18 protein-coding genes, 1 tRNA gene and 1 riboswitch are annotated in these 16,222 nt (G+C 44.5%); of the genes, 4 read left to right on the top strand and 15 right to left on the bottom strand.

The window, feature by feature from the left end; translation table 11 throughout:
• From MHB49_RS08030 to MHB49_RS07975, 12 genes are all read right to left on the bottom strand, one after another.
• Entirely contained in the window at positions 1-870 is an 870-nt protein-coding gene (locus tag MHB49_RS08030; protein WP_405155719.1) for a type II secretion system F family protein, read from the bottom strand.
• Positions 871-882: 12 nt separating this feature from the next.
• Entirely contained in the window at positions 883-1,650 is a 768-nt protein-coding gene (locus MHB49_RS08025) for a type II secretion system F family protein (RefSeq protein WP_247901335.1), read from the bottom strand.
• Between the two features lie 19 nt (positions 1,651-1,669).
• Complete coding sequence (locus tag MHB49_RS08020) at positions 1,670-2,971, bottom strand: CpaF family protein (RefSeq protein ID WP_405157077.1); 1,302 nt, start codon at positions 2,969-2,971, stop codon at positions 1,670-1,672.
• Complete coding sequence (locus tag MHB49_RS08015) at positions 2,971-4,194, bottom strand: ParA family protein (protein WP_405155718.1); 1,224 nt, start codon at positions 4,192-4,194, stop codon at positions 2,971-2,973. The genes MHB49_RS08020 and MHB49_RS08015 overlap by 1 nt, the downstream gene beginning before the upstream one ends.
• Before the next feature lie 659 nt (positions 4,195-4,853).
• Positions 4,854-5,237 carry a VOC family protein gene (locus MHB49_RS08010; protein ID WP_247901332.1) on the bottom strand — a complete coding sequence of 128 codons (384 nt, stop codon included), beginning with the start codon at positions 5,235-5,237 and terminating at the stop codon, positions 4,854-4,856.
• A gap of 268 nt (positions 5,238-5,505) precedes the next feature.
• Positions 5,506-6,369: a DUF6612 family protein gene (locus MHB49_RS08005; protein ID WP_405155717.1), complete on the bottom strand. Its 864-nt coding sequence runs from the start codon at positions 6,367-6,369 to the stop codon at positions 5,506-5,508.
• Positions 6,370-6,474: 105 nt separating this feature from the next.
• Positions 6,475-6,897, bottom strand: coding sequence for a thiol-disulfide oxidoreductase DCC family protein (locus MHB49_RS08000; protein ID WP_405155716.1), 423 nt, complete (start codon positions 6,895-6,897; stop codon positions 6,475-6,477).
• Between the two features lie 144 nt (positions 6,898-7,041).
• Positions 7,042-7,320, bottom strand: coding sequence for a hypothetical protein (locus MHB49_RS07995; protein ID WP_247901329.1), 279 nt, complete (start codon positions 7,318-7,320; stop codon positions 7,042-7,044).
• A 98-nt stretch (positions 7,321-7,418) separates the two neighbouring features.
• Positions 7,419-7,664, bottom strand: coding sequence for a zinc ribbon domain-containing protein (locus MHB49_RS07990; RefSeq protein WP_024629326.1), 246 nt, complete (start codon positions 7,662-7,664; stop codon positions 7,419-7,421).
• 195 nt (positions 7,665-7,859) lie between these two features.
• Positions 7,860-8,939: an RNA-guided endonuclease InsQ/TnpB family protein gene (locus MHB49_RS07985; protein WP_405155715.1), complete on the bottom strand. Its 1,080-nt coding sequence runs from the start codon at positions 8,937-8,939 to the stop codon at positions 7,860-7,862.
• Positions 8,940-8,944: 5 nt separating this feature from the next.
• Positions 8,945-9,343 (bottom strand): IS200/IS605 family transposase, encoded by a 399-nt coding sequence (tnpA, locus tag MHB49_RS07980; protein WP_405155714.1) that lies wholly within the window; start codon positions 9,341-9,343, stop codon positions 8,945-8,947.
• A 314-nt stretch (positions 9,344-9,657) separates the two neighbouring features.
• On the bottom strand, positions 9,658-10,077 hold the full coding sequence (locus MHB49_RS07975) for an organic hydroperoxide resistance protein (protein WP_063564421.1): 420 nt from the start codon (positions 10,075-10,077) through the stop codon (positions 9,658-9,660).
• Between the two features lie 453 nt (positions 10,078-10,530).
• Here MHB49_RS07975 and MHB49_RS07970 point away from each other — a divergent pair, with 453 nt between their 5' ends.
• A complete protein-coding gene (locus tag MHB49_RS07970; protein ID WP_405157076.1) occupies positions 10,531-11,826 on the top strand; it encodes an Nramp family divalent metal transporter in 1,296 nt (431 codons plus the stop codon).
• A 150-nt stretch (positions 11,827-11,976) separates the two neighbouring features.
• On the opposite strand, the gene MHB49_RS07965 is transcribed toward MHB49_RS07970, so the two are convergent.
• Both MHB49_RS07965 and MHB49_RS07960 read right to left on the bottom strand, forming a co-directional pair.
• On the bottom strand, positions 11,977-12,669 hold the full coding sequence (locus MHB49_RS07965) for an HAD family hydrolase (protein ID WP_405155713.1): 693 nt from the start codon (positions 12,667-12,669) through the stop codon (positions 11,977-11,979).
• A 162-nt stretch (positions 12,670-12,831) separates the two neighbouring features.
• Positions 12,832-13,230 carry a hypothetical protein gene (locus MHB49_RS07960; RefSeq protein WP_228469185.1) on the bottom strand — a complete coding sequence of 133 codons (399 nt, stop codon included), beginning with the start codon at positions 13,228-13,230 and terminating at the stop codon, positions 12,832-12,834.
• Between the two features lie 117 nt (positions 13,231-13,347).
• A riboswitch (cyclic di-AMP (ydaO/yuaA leader) is annotated at positions 13,348-13,523 on the bottom strand.
• Between the two features lie 366 nt (positions 13,524-13,889).
• Here MHB49_RS07960 and MHB49_RS07955 point away from each other — a divergent pair.
• Positions 13,890-14,366 carry a glutathione peroxidase gene (locus MHB49_RS07955; RefSeq protein WP_405155712.1) on the top strand — a complete coding sequence of 159 codons (477 nt, stop codon included), beginning with the start codon at positions 13,890-13,892 and terminating at the stop codon, positions 14,364-14,366.
• A 150-nt stretch (positions 14,367-14,516) separates the two neighbouring features.
• On the opposite strand, the gene MHB49_RS07950 is transcribed toward MHB49_RS07955, so the two are convergent.
• Positions 14,517-14,599, bottom strand: a tRNA-Leu gene (locus tag MHB49_RS07950).
• 422 nt (positions 14,600-15,021) lie between these two features.
• Between MHB49_RS07950 and MHB49_RS07945 the strand changes: the two genes are divergently transcribed.
• The gene (locus MHB49_RS07945; protein WP_405155711.1) at positions 15,022-15,723 is read left to right on the top strand and encodes an urease accessory protein UreF; all 702 of its coding nucleotides are present in this window, start codon (positions 15,022-15,024) and stop codon (positions 15,721-15,723) included.
• Between the two features lie 274 nt (positions 15,724-15,997).
• Positions 15,998-16,201, top strand: coding sequence for a hypothetical protein (locus tag MHB49_RS07940; RefSeq protein WP_063564423.1), 204 nt, complete (start codon positions 15,998-16,000; stop codon positions 16,199-16,201).
• Positions 16,202-16,222: the final 21 nt, after the last annotated feature.

The raw sequence follows: 16,222 nt of genomic DNA, 5'->3' as shown, positions 1-16,222 counted from the left end.
CTACATATTCATCATCATAAAAGCAGGTGCTCCAATCATCACCACAATCGAAAAAAAGATCAGCACCATCGGAAACACCAGTTTGGAAGAAGCCTGTTCTCCCTTAGCCCGACTAACGGCCTTGCGTTTCTCCCACAACACATGGGACAGATCACGCAGCGCCAATACAAAGTCACCTCCCCCTCGCCGGAAATTCAGCAGCATTGTTGTTGTAAATATCGTCACTTCCTGCACACCGCAGCGACGACTGAACTGTTCAAACGATTGTTGAAACGAGTATCCATTGTTCCAATCCCCGACCGTCTTCCGCAGCTCATTATAAAGGGGATGATCCCGTTCTCCCTGACTTGCTACACAGTGAACAATGGAACGCTGTACCGTTTCTCCCGCACCAACCAACAGGACAATTCGATTCAACAACTCCGGCAGTTCCATGAGTATGTCCTGATCTCTTCGCTGCATTTTGGTGTTAAGATCTTTGTAAAGGGCGAAGGGCAAAGCAACACCCAATGCCAATCCACCAACCATACCGCCAACCCCCATATCCCCAACGAGCGACAAAAGACAACCTACCAGCAGCATCAGCCACGAATAAGTCAGCATTTCAGCACAGTAGAGCATCGTTTTCTCTCCACTATGCTGTATGCCATACATTTTCTGAATGGCATGCTGCATACGGAACATGAGCACAGGCAACCTGCGGCCCACCTCGAACTTATCCAGTAAAAACAAAAAGGGACCATGCAGCTTCTTCAGACGTAATCCTTCCATATCCAGTTTGCGCAAATGTCGGTAGGTCTGCCCTCGCATTCGATCCAGCACCAGCCAACCTGCTCCTAGCACCCCTCCGAAAATAACGGGAAGCAGCATCGTGTCAGCTCCTTATACTTTGATATCCATAATGCGTGTAATCCACAAATAACAGCAGGCAAGTAACGCCAATGCCCCGCTGGAGATCATATATCCCATCCCGCTGTATAACGGCTCCATAAAATCCTTGGCCGTAAAGTTGAGAAAAATCAAAAAAATGAATGGAGCAGCAAACATCACTTTGGATTCAAACTTCTTCTGTGCCACCGCTACCATGATGTCCTGCTGAATATCCAGCTTCTCACCAATGACCGCTGAAGTTCGCCTCACCACTTCGACCAGATCTCCCCCGGTTCGCTTACAAGTGATGAACACATCCGCAAAATTTGTAATATCCTCAATCTTGGCCCGATCCGAGAAGTCTTGCAGTGCTTCTTCAATGGGTTGTCCATACTCCATTCGCGTCCTCAAAATAGTAAATTCACGAATGAGATCTGTATCCGCCTCAGGATTCAGCATGCGCAGATCCTCCACTGATTCCTTAAATCCATTCTCTACCGATTTTCCCGCAGCCAGCGCGGAGGACAACGCATATAATGCCTGCTTAAAATGTAAACTTAGAGTCATTCTTCTACGTTCCAGCAGTACTTTTGTCCAGTGCTTTGGCACCCATATACATCCTGCCGCCAAGATCAGTCCGGCCAACCAGTGATGATAGAACAGAATACCAATGCCGAAAAATAACATACCACTGATCAATATGCAGACCATCCGCTGTCTCCGGGATAGCGTATAGACGGTATAATCGGTTAACGCCTGTCTGGCCTCGCCCAACTTCATCACCCACCCATAAAATCAACTAATTCAGGTTGTTATCCGACTTATCCAACTCATCACTATTGCGTTCTATGTACGCGCTCAGCCATTCCCCTAGCCCTGCCATCTGAATTTTATCCACTTGTCTCAGCGCTCCAACTTGCACGAGTCCGCCAATAATCTTGCCTTCTTTTTCTTCGATTTCCTGGAAACGAAACAGTGGATTGAGCAGTACTTCTCCGTCCTTCATGCCCATCACTTCGCTAATCTCAGTCACCCGTCGTGAACGGTCACGCAGCCGGGATAAATGTACAAAGATATCAATGGCTGAGCTGATTTGCTGACGGACAACCGCAATGGGAAGATCCGCTCCGCTGAGCACCATGGTTTCCAGTCTGCTGATCATATCGGAGATCGTGTTTGCGTGCCCTGTGGACAAGCTTCCATCATGCCCTGTGTTCATGGCCTGCAACATATCCAGCGCTTCTGCTCCCCGCACCTCACCAATGACAATTCGATTTGGACGCATCCGCAAGGATGACTTGATCAGGTCCCGGATGGATATTTGCCCCTTGCCCTCGGTATTCGCATTACGCGTCTCCAGCGATACCAGATTGGGTACCGTGACAATCTGTAATTCAGCAGAGTCCTCAATCGTAATGATCCGTTCATCCGCAGGAATAAACTGAGACAATGCATTAAGGAAAGTAGTTTTCCCCGATCCGGTTCCGCCGCCGATAAATATATTGTATTTGCTGCGTACCAACTGCTGCAGCAATTCTGCCGCTTCCTCATGCAGGGCACCTTTACCAATCAGATCGGACATCTTCATCGGTTCACTTGGAAATTTCCGAATCGTCATGGTTGGACCTTTCAACGCAATCGGAGGCAGCACGATATTAACCCGCGAGCCGTCTTTCAACCGCGCATCCACGATTGGAGAAGACTCATTCACAATCCGGTTCACCCCGGATACAATCATCTGGATAATGTCTTCCAATCGTTCCCTGGACTCGAATTCCAGTTTGATCTGTCTGACTTCACCTTCCTGCTCAACGAAAATCTCCCGATGGCTGTTGATCATAATCTCTGTAATCTCGGGATGATCCACCAATGGCTGCAGAATATCCAGCCCTCGAAAGGAGTCAAATAATCGTTGCACCAGCGTATGACGTTCCCCAGAGGTCAGATCATCCAGCCTAGAATCAGAGAGCACCTTACGTTCAATTCCGTCCCACAGTTCTTTGTCTCCCGCAGAGGACGTCAAATCCAGTCCAGCCCTGACCTCGCGACGCATGATCTGAAACTGTTCTTCACGGTCCAGTGTCATCTTGGAGGAATCCATCATAGTGACCACACATCATTCTTCTGAATGCGTCCTGTCTGCTTCAATTCTTCTTCCCCATCCTGTATCATCATGGCGCATAGCCTCTTCACTTCGCGTTGAAAGATCGGTGAGCTGAGCATCACTTCCTCCTGACTCAGCTGCTTCCATGAAGGAATATACGGCAGTACAGCATCCAAATGCAGATCGGGTCTTGGCAAGGCATTGATGACGCTCTCCCGATATTTGTTGACTACGAAACGGGCACGGTCCAGCACACTTTCATGCAGATCCGGTCTCGTACGCTCCATATGCTGCATCCATTGACCCCAGCGGTACATGGAAGAGATGTCATCCTCAACCAGCCACACGAATGCATCGGCAGCATCGAAAATCCCCTCACTGCGTCCATCCCACCCTGAGTCCCCATCCAGAATGAGCACGTCATATTGCCCGCAGTCCGCTAAATACCGAATAAGGCTCTTCGTATCCTCACGGGACATTTGCAGCAATTCCTTTCGATTCGATAACGGCCAGAATACATCCGACTTCAGCGCTTCGTGACGAAGCACATATCCGTCTACCCCTTTGGAGGAAGACTGCACTTGTCCCTGTTTGCCTGATTCCTTCCTGCCCACCTTCAAATCGTAAAGCAGACGTGACAGCCCTGTTTCTGCATCAGGTATACGCTGCCCATTTCTAGACAAACCTTTCTCCAGAAACGGCATCGAGCTATCCAGTGTCTCCAGATTGAGGTACAGAACAGCATATCCCGCAAGCCCCAGCTGTTTCGCCATATGCAGCGCCACCGCAGTTTTGCCACTCCCACCGGAAGCTGATACAACGCCAATAGAAAGGGTCTCCTGTCCTGGACGATGAGCCTTCTTCCTACGCGGCTGCCGACAAGCATTAAGTACAGCGTCCATCAGTGCAGGCAATGGTTGATATTTCATCAGGCGTTTATCCTCATCCACCTCATCTAATCCTTCACTTAGCATCAGCCATGGAATACCCGAGGTTTCGCCACCGTTACCCATCCAATGGTTTAGAAACTCCGGCTCCGCAATTACCAGATCCGGCTGTTCCCTGCCTCCCTGTTCATTCATGTAATCCCTAAACGGTTCCCATTGTGAAAAGGCGGTAAATCGTATACTGGAGCCGGACGAGCTGCCTTGTACAAAATCAAGCCAGGCGCTGATATAGTCTCTGTCTTTGGAAGCCAGTACTGCCTTAAGAACAATCAATTCTTCTCCCCTCCCTGCAAAAAAGCACAAAAAAAGCACCGTCCAATAACCGCAAGAATATGCAGTGTATGGACGGTGCTTCCGTCACGTGCTATGAATGTATGGATAATATAGCATACAATTTCTGGGGGAGCAAGAGATTTGTTCTGCTCCACTAATCACCCTACTCCTTTTAGCTGTTCATCCAGGTCAAAACATATCGCTCATCCCTGTTCGAAACGTTACACTATCGCATCTTATATTTTATCAATTTGCTAAGAAATATATAAATTACTATTATCAGTTTCATAAAATCAAGTATCTCAACATTAATAATTGGTTCACATAATATTCATCCAATAAAAAACTTTATTTGCGGCTAGTGCTGCTACACCAAGCCCTACTACTCTAGCAGAAACTTCCAATGTAATTACTCTTGCAGATCAAATTTCCGTCCCTATCAGCTTAAGAGTTGGTGAGAGTATCACCGTAGCTGGCTCTAATTTTTGGATTAGCGGAGATTATGGAGGCATTTATTTAAATCAACAAGGATTAATTATTGGTCTTTCACCTGGTGTTTGTACAGTAGTTGGTTATTTGCCAAATGGTGATACTGTGCTCTATACAGTCACTGTACGATAAAACTTATACTTAGCCATAGGGGATGTAACTCATCCCCATCAAGAATGATAAGGCGCATCAAACTCTACAATATTGCGATCCGGATCTAACACAAAAATCTGTGAAAAACCAGCAACGCTATCCGGTCTTGCCTCGTATTCAATCCCCTGCTGTTCCAGCCAAGCCAAAGTCTCCTTGTAACTCTTCACCCAAATTGCAAAATGTCCATCCGTTGTATCGATGCCAGCCTCACGAAGCGTATGCCCCTGCGGATGCTGCAACAGATGAAGCTGTTGACTGCCAATCGCATACCATGTGCCCGTAGAGTTGAAAGGCGGACGTTCAATCTCCTGCATGCGCAGCAAACCGGAATAAAATTTCTTCGCAACCTCCAGGTCACGCACTGCCAGACTCACATGGTGTATATGTGCATATTCAATCATTGCTTTGACCTCCTGCCTGAAATAGACTTCCCTCAACTTACTATCAACTCATATATTCAATCGCTTACACGACTATACTATAACACCTTGGACTCTAACCACAACGCAATCAAAAAAAAAGAAAAACACCCCAGAATGAATTCGGCAAACCTGTCGGTTCACACCAATTCATATCCGAAGTGTCTTCATCAGAAGTTCCACATCATATCAGCTTTAATCAGGCTAACTTCTCAACAGAGAAGATCACACTCGCTTACCCGTACGCTTTTTATTTAGCACTATCCAATGCTTCTTGCGGGATCTTGATCTCTTTCACACCATTGTGATTGGAGAACGTGCTGGTCATTTTCATGTCCATCGAGACTTTCTGTCCCTCCTGCTCCATTTCCATAACCATGTCCACATCCGTACTTACAGGCAAATAGGTTTCCTTGTTAATCATATATTTCATTTTCATGCTCGTAATATTCATTTGATCAAGCATCGCTTGAGTTTGGGCATCCGATCCATTTTGCTCCATGACCGCTTTAGCCAATTCTTTCACGTTATCTCCGGATACATCAGCGTTTAAAACATAGTTGTCCCCTTCTTCCGTAATTTTAGTGTCTTCTTCAATTTTTTTAAACTGCTCCATTTCACCTTCCGGGTTCATGCTTGCTTTCATCTGCTCAATCAGTTGTTTTGTTTGTTCGTCAGGAATTTTGATCCATTGATCTCCCACCTGCGAATAAATCTTATCCGAAGTAATATATTGCTTCACATTCTGCGCTTCCTGTCCGGACATTTCCATCTTCATCTCCTGGTAAATCGTCATCGGATCTTTGATGATATCCATCTTCAGCGATGTTTTAACCTGCTGCTCCTGGGACTGTTCGCCAGCCACCATTTTCAACTTTTGATCAATATTGGCTTCTGTAGTGAAGCTTTTCATTTCTTTAGTCGCTGCATTTGTTTTATCAATTAACTCGTCCAACGTAGGAGTCTTTGTCTCCTGCTCCGCAGTTGTATTGCCCTCGTTAGACGTTTCATTGCCAGCTGGCGGCGTTGCTGTACTGTTATCTGCGTCGCTTCCGCAAGCTGTCATGCTTACTGCCAATAATGCCCCAATAATTAATGTAGTCCACTTCTTCAAGTTATTTCCTCCCAAAATACAAAATAGAATTGATCCGTAGTCATTACCCAATTATTTCCGCTACCAATCATTCCATAATGATACAATATGTCACACTTCAGCCTCTTAAAGGAATCGATCCTTAATTTCAGGTGTAGGCAGCATACACGCTTCATCTTTACCGAACCAGCGATATCGGTTGCGAGCTACCGTATTATATACGGCATTTCGAATAAATTTCGGTACAATAATCAACACATACAATAATGGATAGGGGAATTTCAATCCTTTGGCCAGACGAAGTGCAGCGGTTGAACGTGTATAATATTTTCCATCCTCAATCAGTACAAACGTATCCATGCTGTCTGTGGACAGATTGCCCTTCTCCAGCAATTTTTTCGCCACATCCGATTGAAGTGATGCAAAATGATATTTTCCCTCGAGATCACGCTTGATAATCCACTTCGTTAAGCCTTGACAGAAATGACAAACTCCGTCTACAAGCACAATTGGGTGTCCCTGATGCCGATCTATTTGATTTTCTATCATAATCGTAGCCTCCTCATAGTTGTGCTATTAGAGTAACTTACCCAATTTGATCTTCCAGGTCGCTCTTTTATATTTTATTTAGGTGTAATGGAAAATAGAAAAAGAGCGCAGGCTCAATGCCCACGCTCGTATCTGTTTTGGCAATTACTCGGCAATTGCCTTTTCCATCCATTGGTCGTCAATCATCTGTTGGTGCAGGTCACCGGCCCACTGATCCATGCATTTGCAAATGAAGTCTTTGCGGCATACAGGACAAGGCGTTTTCTGCAGACGGCTGATATTGGTCATCTTCCATTCCGGGGAATGGGAGTAGAATACACGGCATTGTGTACCGTCTACCAATTTCATTGTAAATTCATACAATCCGTCTTTTTCATTTTTACTAGCTACTTGCAATTGTGCAATACGCGGTCTATAAGACATGGATATCACCTGTCAATTCAAATTTGGTTCATGCAATGACACTTTTCAGTACTAAGTCATATTAAAGAAATTTTAGTTCAATGTCAACTCACGCACACTTACCCGCCAAATAGAATATCAAGAATGGTACCCACCTGACCCTGTTTTTTTCCTTTCAACACATCCGGATCGAATACTTCAACATATCCACAAGAAGAACAGGCGACAAAGAGATAATGATTGTGCTGAATATCAAACATTTTGCTAAGCCCTGCTCCTGACATGGATACTTCCTTAATGTTACAATCCGTACCCCTGCATTTAGTGCATACAAATCGTCGTTCTATCATCTCTTCAATACTCATTGTCGTTCCCCCTTATTCGAATGTATCACATCAAGCAAGAGTAGATTATTTGACACTCCCACCCCTAAAGGGGCAAGATCACTAAAGTGATTGGGATTCTTAGCTAAGCTTAACGTCCTCATTTCATTTCTGCTTTGGACAGATGCTAAGATTAGGGTATGCCATTACCCCTCCTAAGACAGTGCATATAGCATCCTAGGCTGATTGACTGTTACCGCCAATCACAGTTGCGTAGCGAATATTCATCGCCCCAACGATATCACGATGTTTCTTGAATCCACATGGACACGTATATCTTCTATTTTGCGCCTTGTTCTTTTTTGAACATTCTGGACAGGTTTGACTTGAATATGCAGGGTTCACATATTCCACTTTGATCCCTGCCATATTTGCTTTGTATTCAATGAAGTGTGCCAAACGGTAGAATGACCATGTGTGTAGATTCTTTTCGTTTTTACGACTTGTTCTTGTCGTCTGCCTAATATTCGTTAGTTGCTCTAAGCGAATGACAGAAGTCTTATTTTCGACTGCGAAATGAACGATTTCACGACTGACTTTGTGGTCTTTGTCTTTCATCCATCGTTGTTCTTTATCATCTAACTTGCGAATAGCGTTCACTTTCTTTTGTTTTCCTAGCTTTTGACGAACACTACGAAACTTCCGTTTCTTGTATTTGTTTTCTCGCCCATTACCAAAGAAGCGAACGTGATCATTATCTGTGATGGCTACGGCAGGGACTTTCAGCCCTAAATCAACGCCCAAAATCCGCATACCCGTTTTTTCAGTTGTTGGCATGGTGACAGCAATTTGGGCTACCCACTTCCCTGAGCTTTTCGTGACACGGAGCGTACCCAGTTTATGCTTCAAAAGGTCAACGTTTCGATGGTCCCTGCCTATGAACAATGCACGAATTTTTACACGCTTGGATTTTCCCTCTACCAGGAATGGAATAGAAATGTGCGTGAAGTCAAAAGAATAGTTTTGGTTATTCCATACGCAAATCGGTTTCTTTAGGATCGGTATGATTGCGTATTTACTTTTCTTAACTTTGGTAGAGAATACACTATTCGCATCTTTAATCGCTTGATTTTTTACTGCACTTGGTAGATTAGCAGGAATGTCTTTTGTTGTCTTCTTCAACCTTTTCTTTTCTTCTACCATCTCGGCCACGAGTGTATTCACAACTCGGATATATTCATGACTACTTTGTTGCAATAGTTGGATCTGCTCTTTAGTCGGCAGCAGCTTTACCTTAACCGTTATGGTCTGAGACATATACTTCACCCCCTTGTCTTTTGTTGTTCAACATAACGCTTGATGGTCTCACTTGATACATGTCCAGCGGTAGAAACAAAATAGGAACGTGTCCACAAACTGGGCAAATGCAGAAGGTGGGGAAACTCTTCTCGTAGTTTTTTGGATGTGACTCCTTTTATTTTTGCCATGATCTCAGCAGGGCTTAAGGTTGGAAGTGCATTGAGAAATATATGTGTATGGTCTTTGTCACACTCCATGGCAACAATCACAATTTTAAGCTCTGCATATACCTCATGCACCAGTTCCTTGAAGCGCTGTTCTACATCCGATTTGAGAAATATCTTTCTCCTGTATCGTGGGCAGAACACAAAATGATAGTTCAACAAAGATACGGTTGTGTTTGTTCTTCTATATTCATTCATATCTATATTGTATCAGTTTAATAGATGAATTGAAACAAGCTAAAAAAATTAAGAACGCAGACATTTCGGATACTTGAAGCATCACAATAGTGATACTCCGTATCCGACCTCACTTTCATCCCACATCTAAAGAATTGGGCTTTCTCGTTCGGGGATTATGTAAAATAGTACGCTGTTCAACATGCAATCTCCTGCATCTCAACTGTATTATAAACTACAAAACCCTGCCGACGGCCAGCAGGGTCTTGTACTCGAACATCAGGTATCCAAAGATACCTGCTCTATATGTTCCCTTTACTCCTACGAGTTAGGTCTTAAACTACATTAAGTACCACATCAATATTGCCGCGTGTTGCTTTGGAGTAAGGACAGAAATCATGTGCCTTGCGTGCAAGATCTTCTGCTTGACTGTGATCCACCCCTGGCATGCTAACATCCAAACGTACAGACAGCTGGAAACCATCATCCGCCGGATCTTTCCCGATGGATACATTACTTGTGACCACCACATTCTCCAATTTCACGCCCGCTTTGCGTGCCACATTGGCAAGAGCACTTTCATAACAAGCACCGTATCCAGCTGCGAAGAGCTGCTCAGGATTGGTTCCTTCACCACCTGAGCCTCCAAGTTCTTTTGGCATTTTCAGATCATGCTTGAGCACGCCATCCGAAGAAGCCACCGAACCTGTACGTCCACCTTTAACTGTCGCTGTTGCTGTATATAAAGCTTCCATTAAGAATCTCTCCTTCACCTTTAAGTTTTTTGCTGCCTACAATTCAATTTAAACTTCTGGCTCATTTTGAAACGCTGTTGGCCCTTATTCAGCTTGTACATCTTTATCTTTTTCATGCATTGGGAATGAACACAGGTAATTTATTCAGGGTTGGGTAATATACTAAGGCACGATTCACTCTCCACTAATTTTTGTCCTCCTACACAAAAGTTGCACTAGACAAAAATAATTGAAGTAGTACAATGTAAGTATCAACATAAACGTTTAGACATATCGAAAGCAGTTAAATATGTTCTTGGTTTTGGTTTCATTTGGTTTCAATGTTCACATTTAATCAAAGGAATGACACTGTTCCTCTTCATATAGAATATCAATACTTCAAAGTCGGGTGATTATATTATGAGTAAAAAAAATCCGTTCAATACTCCTTCAAATGAGCCATTGGCTGCAGGCATGGCCCCATCACTAGGGGAAGCCCATAGCTCCATGAAGGTGCCTAAGAACGCTGCTTGGTGGAAAAAATTCCTTGCTTTTGTTGGACCAGGTTATCTCGTTGCCGTTGGATATATGGATCCCGGGAACTGGGCAACGGATATTGCGGGTGGTTCACAATTCGGTTATACGTTATTGTCCGTAATTCTGATTTCGAACCTGATGGCTGTTGTATTGCAGTCTCTTGCTGGCAAGCTCGGGATTGTGACAGGACGGGATTTGGCGCAAGCCTGCCGCGAACGATTCAGCATGCCTGTTGTTATGGTGTTATGGATCTTGTGTGAGCTGGCGATTGCAGCTACCGACCTTGCCGAGGTTATTGGTTCAGCTATCGCACTCAAGTTGCTATTCAACATTCCCATGTTATATGGCGTCATTATTACCGCTGTCGATGTACTCGTCATTCTTTTGCTGCAAAATAAAGGCTTTCGTGCATTGGAATCGCTTGTTATCGTGCTGATGGCCACCATCGCCCTCTGCTTCGGGATTGACCTCTTTCTCGCCAAACCGGATATGGGTGGTGTCATGCATGGCTTTGTGCCCAGTGCCGAAATTTTGCAAAATCCAGCCATGCTCTACATCGCTATCGGCATTATCGGTGCAACCGTGATGCCCCACAATCTGTACCTGCATTCTTCCATCGTGCAGACTCGTCAAATTGAACAGACACCTCAAGGTAAAAAAGAAGCGATTCGGTATTCCACCATGGATTCAACCATCGCTTTGACGCTGGCTCTGTTCATCAATGCAGCCATCCTGATTGTGTCAGCCGCCGTGTTCCATAGTGCAGGCATGACCCAAGTTGCGGAAATTACAGATGCTTACCATCTGTTGACTCCTCTGCTGGGTACGACCATTGCAAGCATCCTGTTTGGTGTGGCTCTACTGGCTTCAGGTCAGAACTCCACACTCACCGGCACACTGTCCGGGCAGATTGTAATGGAAGGTTTCCTGAACATTCGTATTCCGGCGTGGCTTCGTCGACTGGTTACACGTCTGATCGCGATCATCCCGGCCGTTATCGTAACAGCTATTGCCGGAGAGCACGGAACAGAAGAACTTCTAATTCTGAGTCAGGTTGTGCTGTCGCTGCAGCTGCCCTTTGCGGTCATTCCGCTGGTCATGTTTACAAGTGACAAAAAAAGCATGGGGGCTTTTGCCAACAAGTTGTGGCTCAAAATTATCTCCTGGATCATTGCCGGAGTGATCGTTGTCCTGAATGTGTATCTGATTATCCAGACCATTCTGTTGTTCTAGTTTAAATGGAACTACACTGTATTTTGTCTAACTCAAAAAAGCTGATCAACTCAAGTAACGTATCCCTTGAGATGATCAGCCTTTTATATGTTTGAGCAGTTTGAGCAGCAGCCTAATCCATACGGATTAGCTCTTAATACGACTCTTCATTCAGTTGTCTGAATTTTGAGTAACCAATAACAATGGAAGAAGTTCCTCCAGTGATTCAATCGTCCAGTCTGGACGCTCTGCATCCGCAAGCTCAGGCTGAAACCTGCCATAACCCTGTAAAATCCGAATTGTGTGCATACCCAGCTTCTTGGCCGGAATAATATCATTATCAATCCGGTCGCCGATCATGACCGCTTCCTCGGGTTTACATCCCGCCTGTTTCAACGCTACTGCATACAATTCAGGGTCAGGCTTGGACACCCCTTCTTCAGCTGAACAGGCCAGCACATCCACATACTTGCGCAAGCCGTAGCTATTCAGCCTACTTTCCGTTCCCGGACTTTGATTGGCAATGATACCAATCTTATAGTGCTGCGACAACGTCTGGAGAACTGCCTCGGCGGACGGGAAGGGACGCTCAAGCTCTTTGCGGAACTTCAGCTTCTCCTGTATCTGTTCCCGGTGCCCCTCATCGCTGATAAGGGTACGAATAGCCAATTTCATCGGCCATTGCTCGTAATTTCGGTAGGAGGCAGCAAATAGTTCTCGCACCGTCTGCATCTCCACCTGATAACCAAGCGCACAAGCTTCACGAACGAACTGACCGATAATATCATCTACCGGCTCCCATTCGTCCACGAGTGTATCCCCCACATCAAAGAACAACCATTGTATTCCACGTACATCCGGCACGCTTATTCCTCCTCGTTAGCCACAGGAAATTATCCCTATTTCCCAAACCATAAAAAAGAAGACCCACCAACATGCATGAGTCTCCTCAAGTTTCCGTTTATATATGATTTCAATTATAACAGGCGGCTGACACTGGATCAATCACAGGAATAGTACTAGCCACTAGCCATTAAGCAGAAACCCCACTTCCCCATTCAAGGAATATACAATACGGTCTGCTCCCATTCCCCGATAGATCCCTTTGGGATGGCTTTGTTCCGTAATAACACACAAGGACTTGGATGTCCAGGAGCGGCAGATCTGCAAATATCGACAGGTCAGGTTTAAGCTATTTTCAAAAATAAAAACATTGCCGACACTGCCTTGAGGCAAAAACCATTTCTGAGCAGCAGCCGTGTTCATGCGAATGACATGCTCCACACCGATTCTCCGGAGTCTGCGCTCTTCCCCTGCACTATTGGTCAGAACGGCAAACGGCATTTTTTTGTACATCAGCAATTTGATAAATTTACGTCCTGCTTCATTAGGAGCAGTTACTAAGATCATCTCTTTATCCATCATTCGTTCCTCCCTTGGCGTGAAAAGACAACAAAAAAGAAGCGTGGGGGACCAAGGCCTCCCGGACGCTTCTTCAATAATCCATAGCAAAAAGACACTATGAACCAGCGTACGGCTTGTTGCCTCTCCCTTTAACGCTTACGAGGTTAGCTGACGGATTCGGGCGCGAGAGTCGCCCTATTTCCGGCTGTCACCGGAAAATTCACCCCATGGATGCCTACTGTTCTAAACAGTTCATCCTGTTGGTTCCCCCGTTTCCCACCCATGAATGAATGGAAACTCAGCGATTAAAACATCGTTCCTTTATTTTCAATAATCAGAGCGATATCATCGTTTGTTTCGTTTTTCATGTAAAATTTAATTTAATTGGAATTACGATATGAATCATACACCCGTGCCATATTGGTGTAAAGTCTGCGCAGATCAACGAATCGACGGATTTTTGCCATTTCACATCAATAATAGCGCTTACAACACATCCATTCTCTACCCATCTCTTCAAAGCTCTCTAATTCTCTCTTTAGCGCAATTTGAACAGTAAATCAGTCACAGATCATACATGTCAGGTCTAAATTGAGATAAAAAAACAATATTAATTTTGCAATATTTAATTGTAATAAATATAATAGAAGGTAGAAGAATATGAAATGGAGGCGATTTTCATGTCAGTCTACGACTACAAAGTAAACACCCTTCGCGGTCAGGAAGTCGAAATGTCCAACTATCGTGACAAAGTACTGCTTATCGTGAATACAGCAAGTCAATGCGGCCTCACACCTCAATTCAAAGGTCTGCAAGAACTCCAGGACAAATTTAAAGACTCCCCATTTGAAGTTCTTGGTTTTCCAAGCAACCAGTTTGCACAAGAAAAAGGTTCTTCTGACGATATTGCCGAGTTCTGTCAGATGAACTATGGTGTCAGCTTCCCAATGTTTGAGAAAATCGATGTGAATGGTTCAAGCGCTCATCCTCTCTTCCAGCATCTTACCAAAGAAGCACCGGGCGTACTCGGCTCCAAAGCCATCAAATGGAACTTCACCAAATTCCTTGTGGATCAGACCGGTCGTGTTGTGAAGCGGTATGCTCCCCAAACAACACCTGATAAAATTGAAGCAGACATCAAAGCATTGCTTAAATAACAAGTGAAGGCCATCCGACCCCGACAGACAGCATGAGCATGCATTCAGGGGAATGGGATGACCTTTTTTTGGTCGGACCCGTCTTTACTGTAAAAAACACAAAAAAAGAAGCTCCCCATACGGGAAGCTTCTTCTTAATCGTTCTTATGATGCGGTCGAGAGGACTCGAACCTCCACGGGTATACACCCACTACCCCCTCAAGATAGCGTGTCTGCCATTCCACCACGACCGCATGTCGTAAATAATCGGCAACAGAATTGATTATACCCGGTTCATGTTTAAAAGTAAAGCATTTTTATTAATATCATTTTAACTGCGCTTTTCCTCCCATAAATCGTATAATCTCGTCATTTTCTCCTACGAAGTGCATATGATTAAATTTGATCTCGTTTGTATATCCGATTAGGCTGATGACCCTACTTTCTTTATAATAACCACTCTTCATATCCTCTTAGTAGAACTTAACTTATAAAGTTATATAAAATAACATTAAATAGATTTTATATTTAAAAAACCAAGAAACTATTGACAAAAAGCGGATATTTATGTGAATATATATATCATATAATTCGGATTTACTAACATAAGTCGAACCAAAAAGGAGTATAAATGTTATTTAACATAACATTTAACGAACGTAGGAGGCGAAAGATTGTGAACCGTGGGAATAAGCTGCTCGATTACGTCAAACTGCTTGATTCCTCTATCCAGGTCGGAGGGTTTACCCATTCCTTTGGTATGGATGCCCATATCGCTGAAGGTACAATTCGAAGCGCTGAAGACCTCGAATCCTTCATGCGCTGTCAATTGCACCCCAGCATTGTGCGTCTGGAAGGTATGGCGATTAAAGGTATATACACCGCAGCAGATCATAATGACGCGTGGCGTACAGCCCTCATCGACAAACTCGTTCATGTCCAGCGCACCCCCGTGAACCTCAGAGAACATGCCTCCACCATGGGCAAACGACTGATTAAACTAGCTCGCGCACTCCACCCATGGATTGATTTTAGCCATCTGGAACAAACCCTGGCTAAGTATGAATCCGTTGGCTGCCTCTCCACCGTTCACGCCTGGATTAACCACCACCTCGAAATCCCTGTCGAGGAGGCGGTCCTTGGTTATCTGCATTCAGCCATGAGTGCTTGCATAACCGAAGCCTCCAAAGTGATACCTCTTAACACAGATACAACCCAGGACCTGTTGGTTCGCCTGGCCGCAGACCTGGAGCATGAATGGCATACCGTCAGCGCCTCCGCTGCGGATGGACTGGTACAACCAACCTCAATGTCCATGAAGACGTTATTTCCAAGCTTTCACATGCTTGGTGCAGGACTTCACGCTTACAGAGCCTAATCTCTATCCACCTTCCCTTCATAATCCCCCTCCTCCTACTGTGGAACATAAAAAACACGCCGCAACCTCATTGCCGGCGTGTTTTTTATGTCATTTATTTTGTCTTTTTAACGTATTTACGCCATTTAACATATTAAAATACACTTATTTACGTCTTTTTTAATTGTTAGATGACGCAAATACGTATATAATAAATTATACAGCTCGCATATCCATATATTTTACACCAAGAATAACCAGCTGAACACTACATTCCAACGAGGGGTGAACCCTTTTGAACAAAAAGAAACCTGTGACTCCTTTCGGATGGGCTATCAAACGACGACTAACCGAACTCCAGGTCGACCAAAAGACATTTTGTGAACAGTATGGCATTCCGCCATACCGTCTGTCTAATCTCATTCACGGCACACGCAAAGCAACCCGGTTCAGGAACCAGGTCGCTGACATTTTGGAAATTCCTGATGATTTAAGATAAGTTTTCTGCCAAGGAGGAGCT

Source organism: Paenibacillus sp. FSL K6-0108, assembly GCF_045040695.1.
Lineage (GTDB): Bacteria > Bacillota > Bacilli > Paenibacillales > Paenibacillaceae > Paenibacillus > Paenibacillus pabuli_B.
Note: the sequence above shows the minus strand (reverse complement) of the source record. Positions and strands in the feature narration are given on the sequence as shown.

Excerpts from the sequence above, each read along its gene's own strand:
- MHB49_RS08030 (WP_405155719.1), bottom strand. The coding sequence starts at position 870 with ATGCTGCTTCCCGTTATTTTCGGAGGGGTGCTAGGAGCAGGTTGGCTG.
- MHB49_RS08025 (WP_247901335.1), bottom strand. The coding sequence starts at position 1,650 with ATGAAGTTGGGCGAGGCCAGACAGGCGTTAACCGATTATACCGTCTAT.
- MHB49_RS08020 (WP_405157077.1), bottom strand. The coding sequence starts at position 2,971 with ATGGATTCCTCCAAGATGACACTGGACCGTGAAGAACAGTTTCAGATC.
- MHB49_RS08010 (WP_247901332.1), bottom strand. The coding sequence starts at position 5,237 with ATGATTGAATATGCACATATACACCATGTGAGTCTGGCAGTGCGTGAC.
- MHB49_RS08000 (WP_405155716.1), bottom strand. The coding sequence starts at position 6,897 with ATGATAGAAAATCAAATAGATCGGCATCAGGGACACCCAATTGTGCTT.
- MHB49_RS07995 (WP_247901329.1), bottom strand. The coding sequence starts at position 7,320 with ATGTCTTATAGACCGCGTATTGCACAATTGCAAGTAGCTAGTAAAAAT.
- MHB49_RS07990 (WP_024629326.1), bottom strand. The coding sequence starts at position 7,664 with ATGAGTATTGAAGAGATGATAGAACGACGATTTGTATGCACTAAATGC.
- MHB49_RS07985 (WP_405155715.1), bottom strand. The coding sequence starts at position 8,939 with ATGTCTCAGACCATAACGGTTAAGGTAAAGCTGCTGCCGACTAAAGAG.
- tnpA (WP_405155714.1), bottom strand. The coding sequence starts at position 9,343 with ATGAATGAATATAGAAGAACAAACACAACCGTATCTTTGTTGAACTAT.
- MHB49_RS07975 (WP_063564421.1), bottom strand. The coding sequence starts at position 10,077 with ATGGAAGCTTTATATACAGCAACAGCGACAGTTAAAGGTGGACGTACA.
- MHB49_RS07970 (WP_405157076.1), top strand. The coding sequence starts at position 10,531 with ATGGCCCCATCACTAGGGGAAGCCCATAGCTCCATGAAGGTGCCTAAG.
- MHB49_RS07960 (WP_228469185.1), bottom strand. The coding sequence starts at position 13,230 with ATGATGGATAAAGAGATGATCTTAGTAACTGCTCCTAATGAAGCAGGA.
- MHB49_RS07955 (WP_405155712.1), top strand. The coding sequence starts at position 13,890 with ATGTCAGTCTACGACTACAAAGTAAACACCCTTCGCGGTCAGGAAGTC.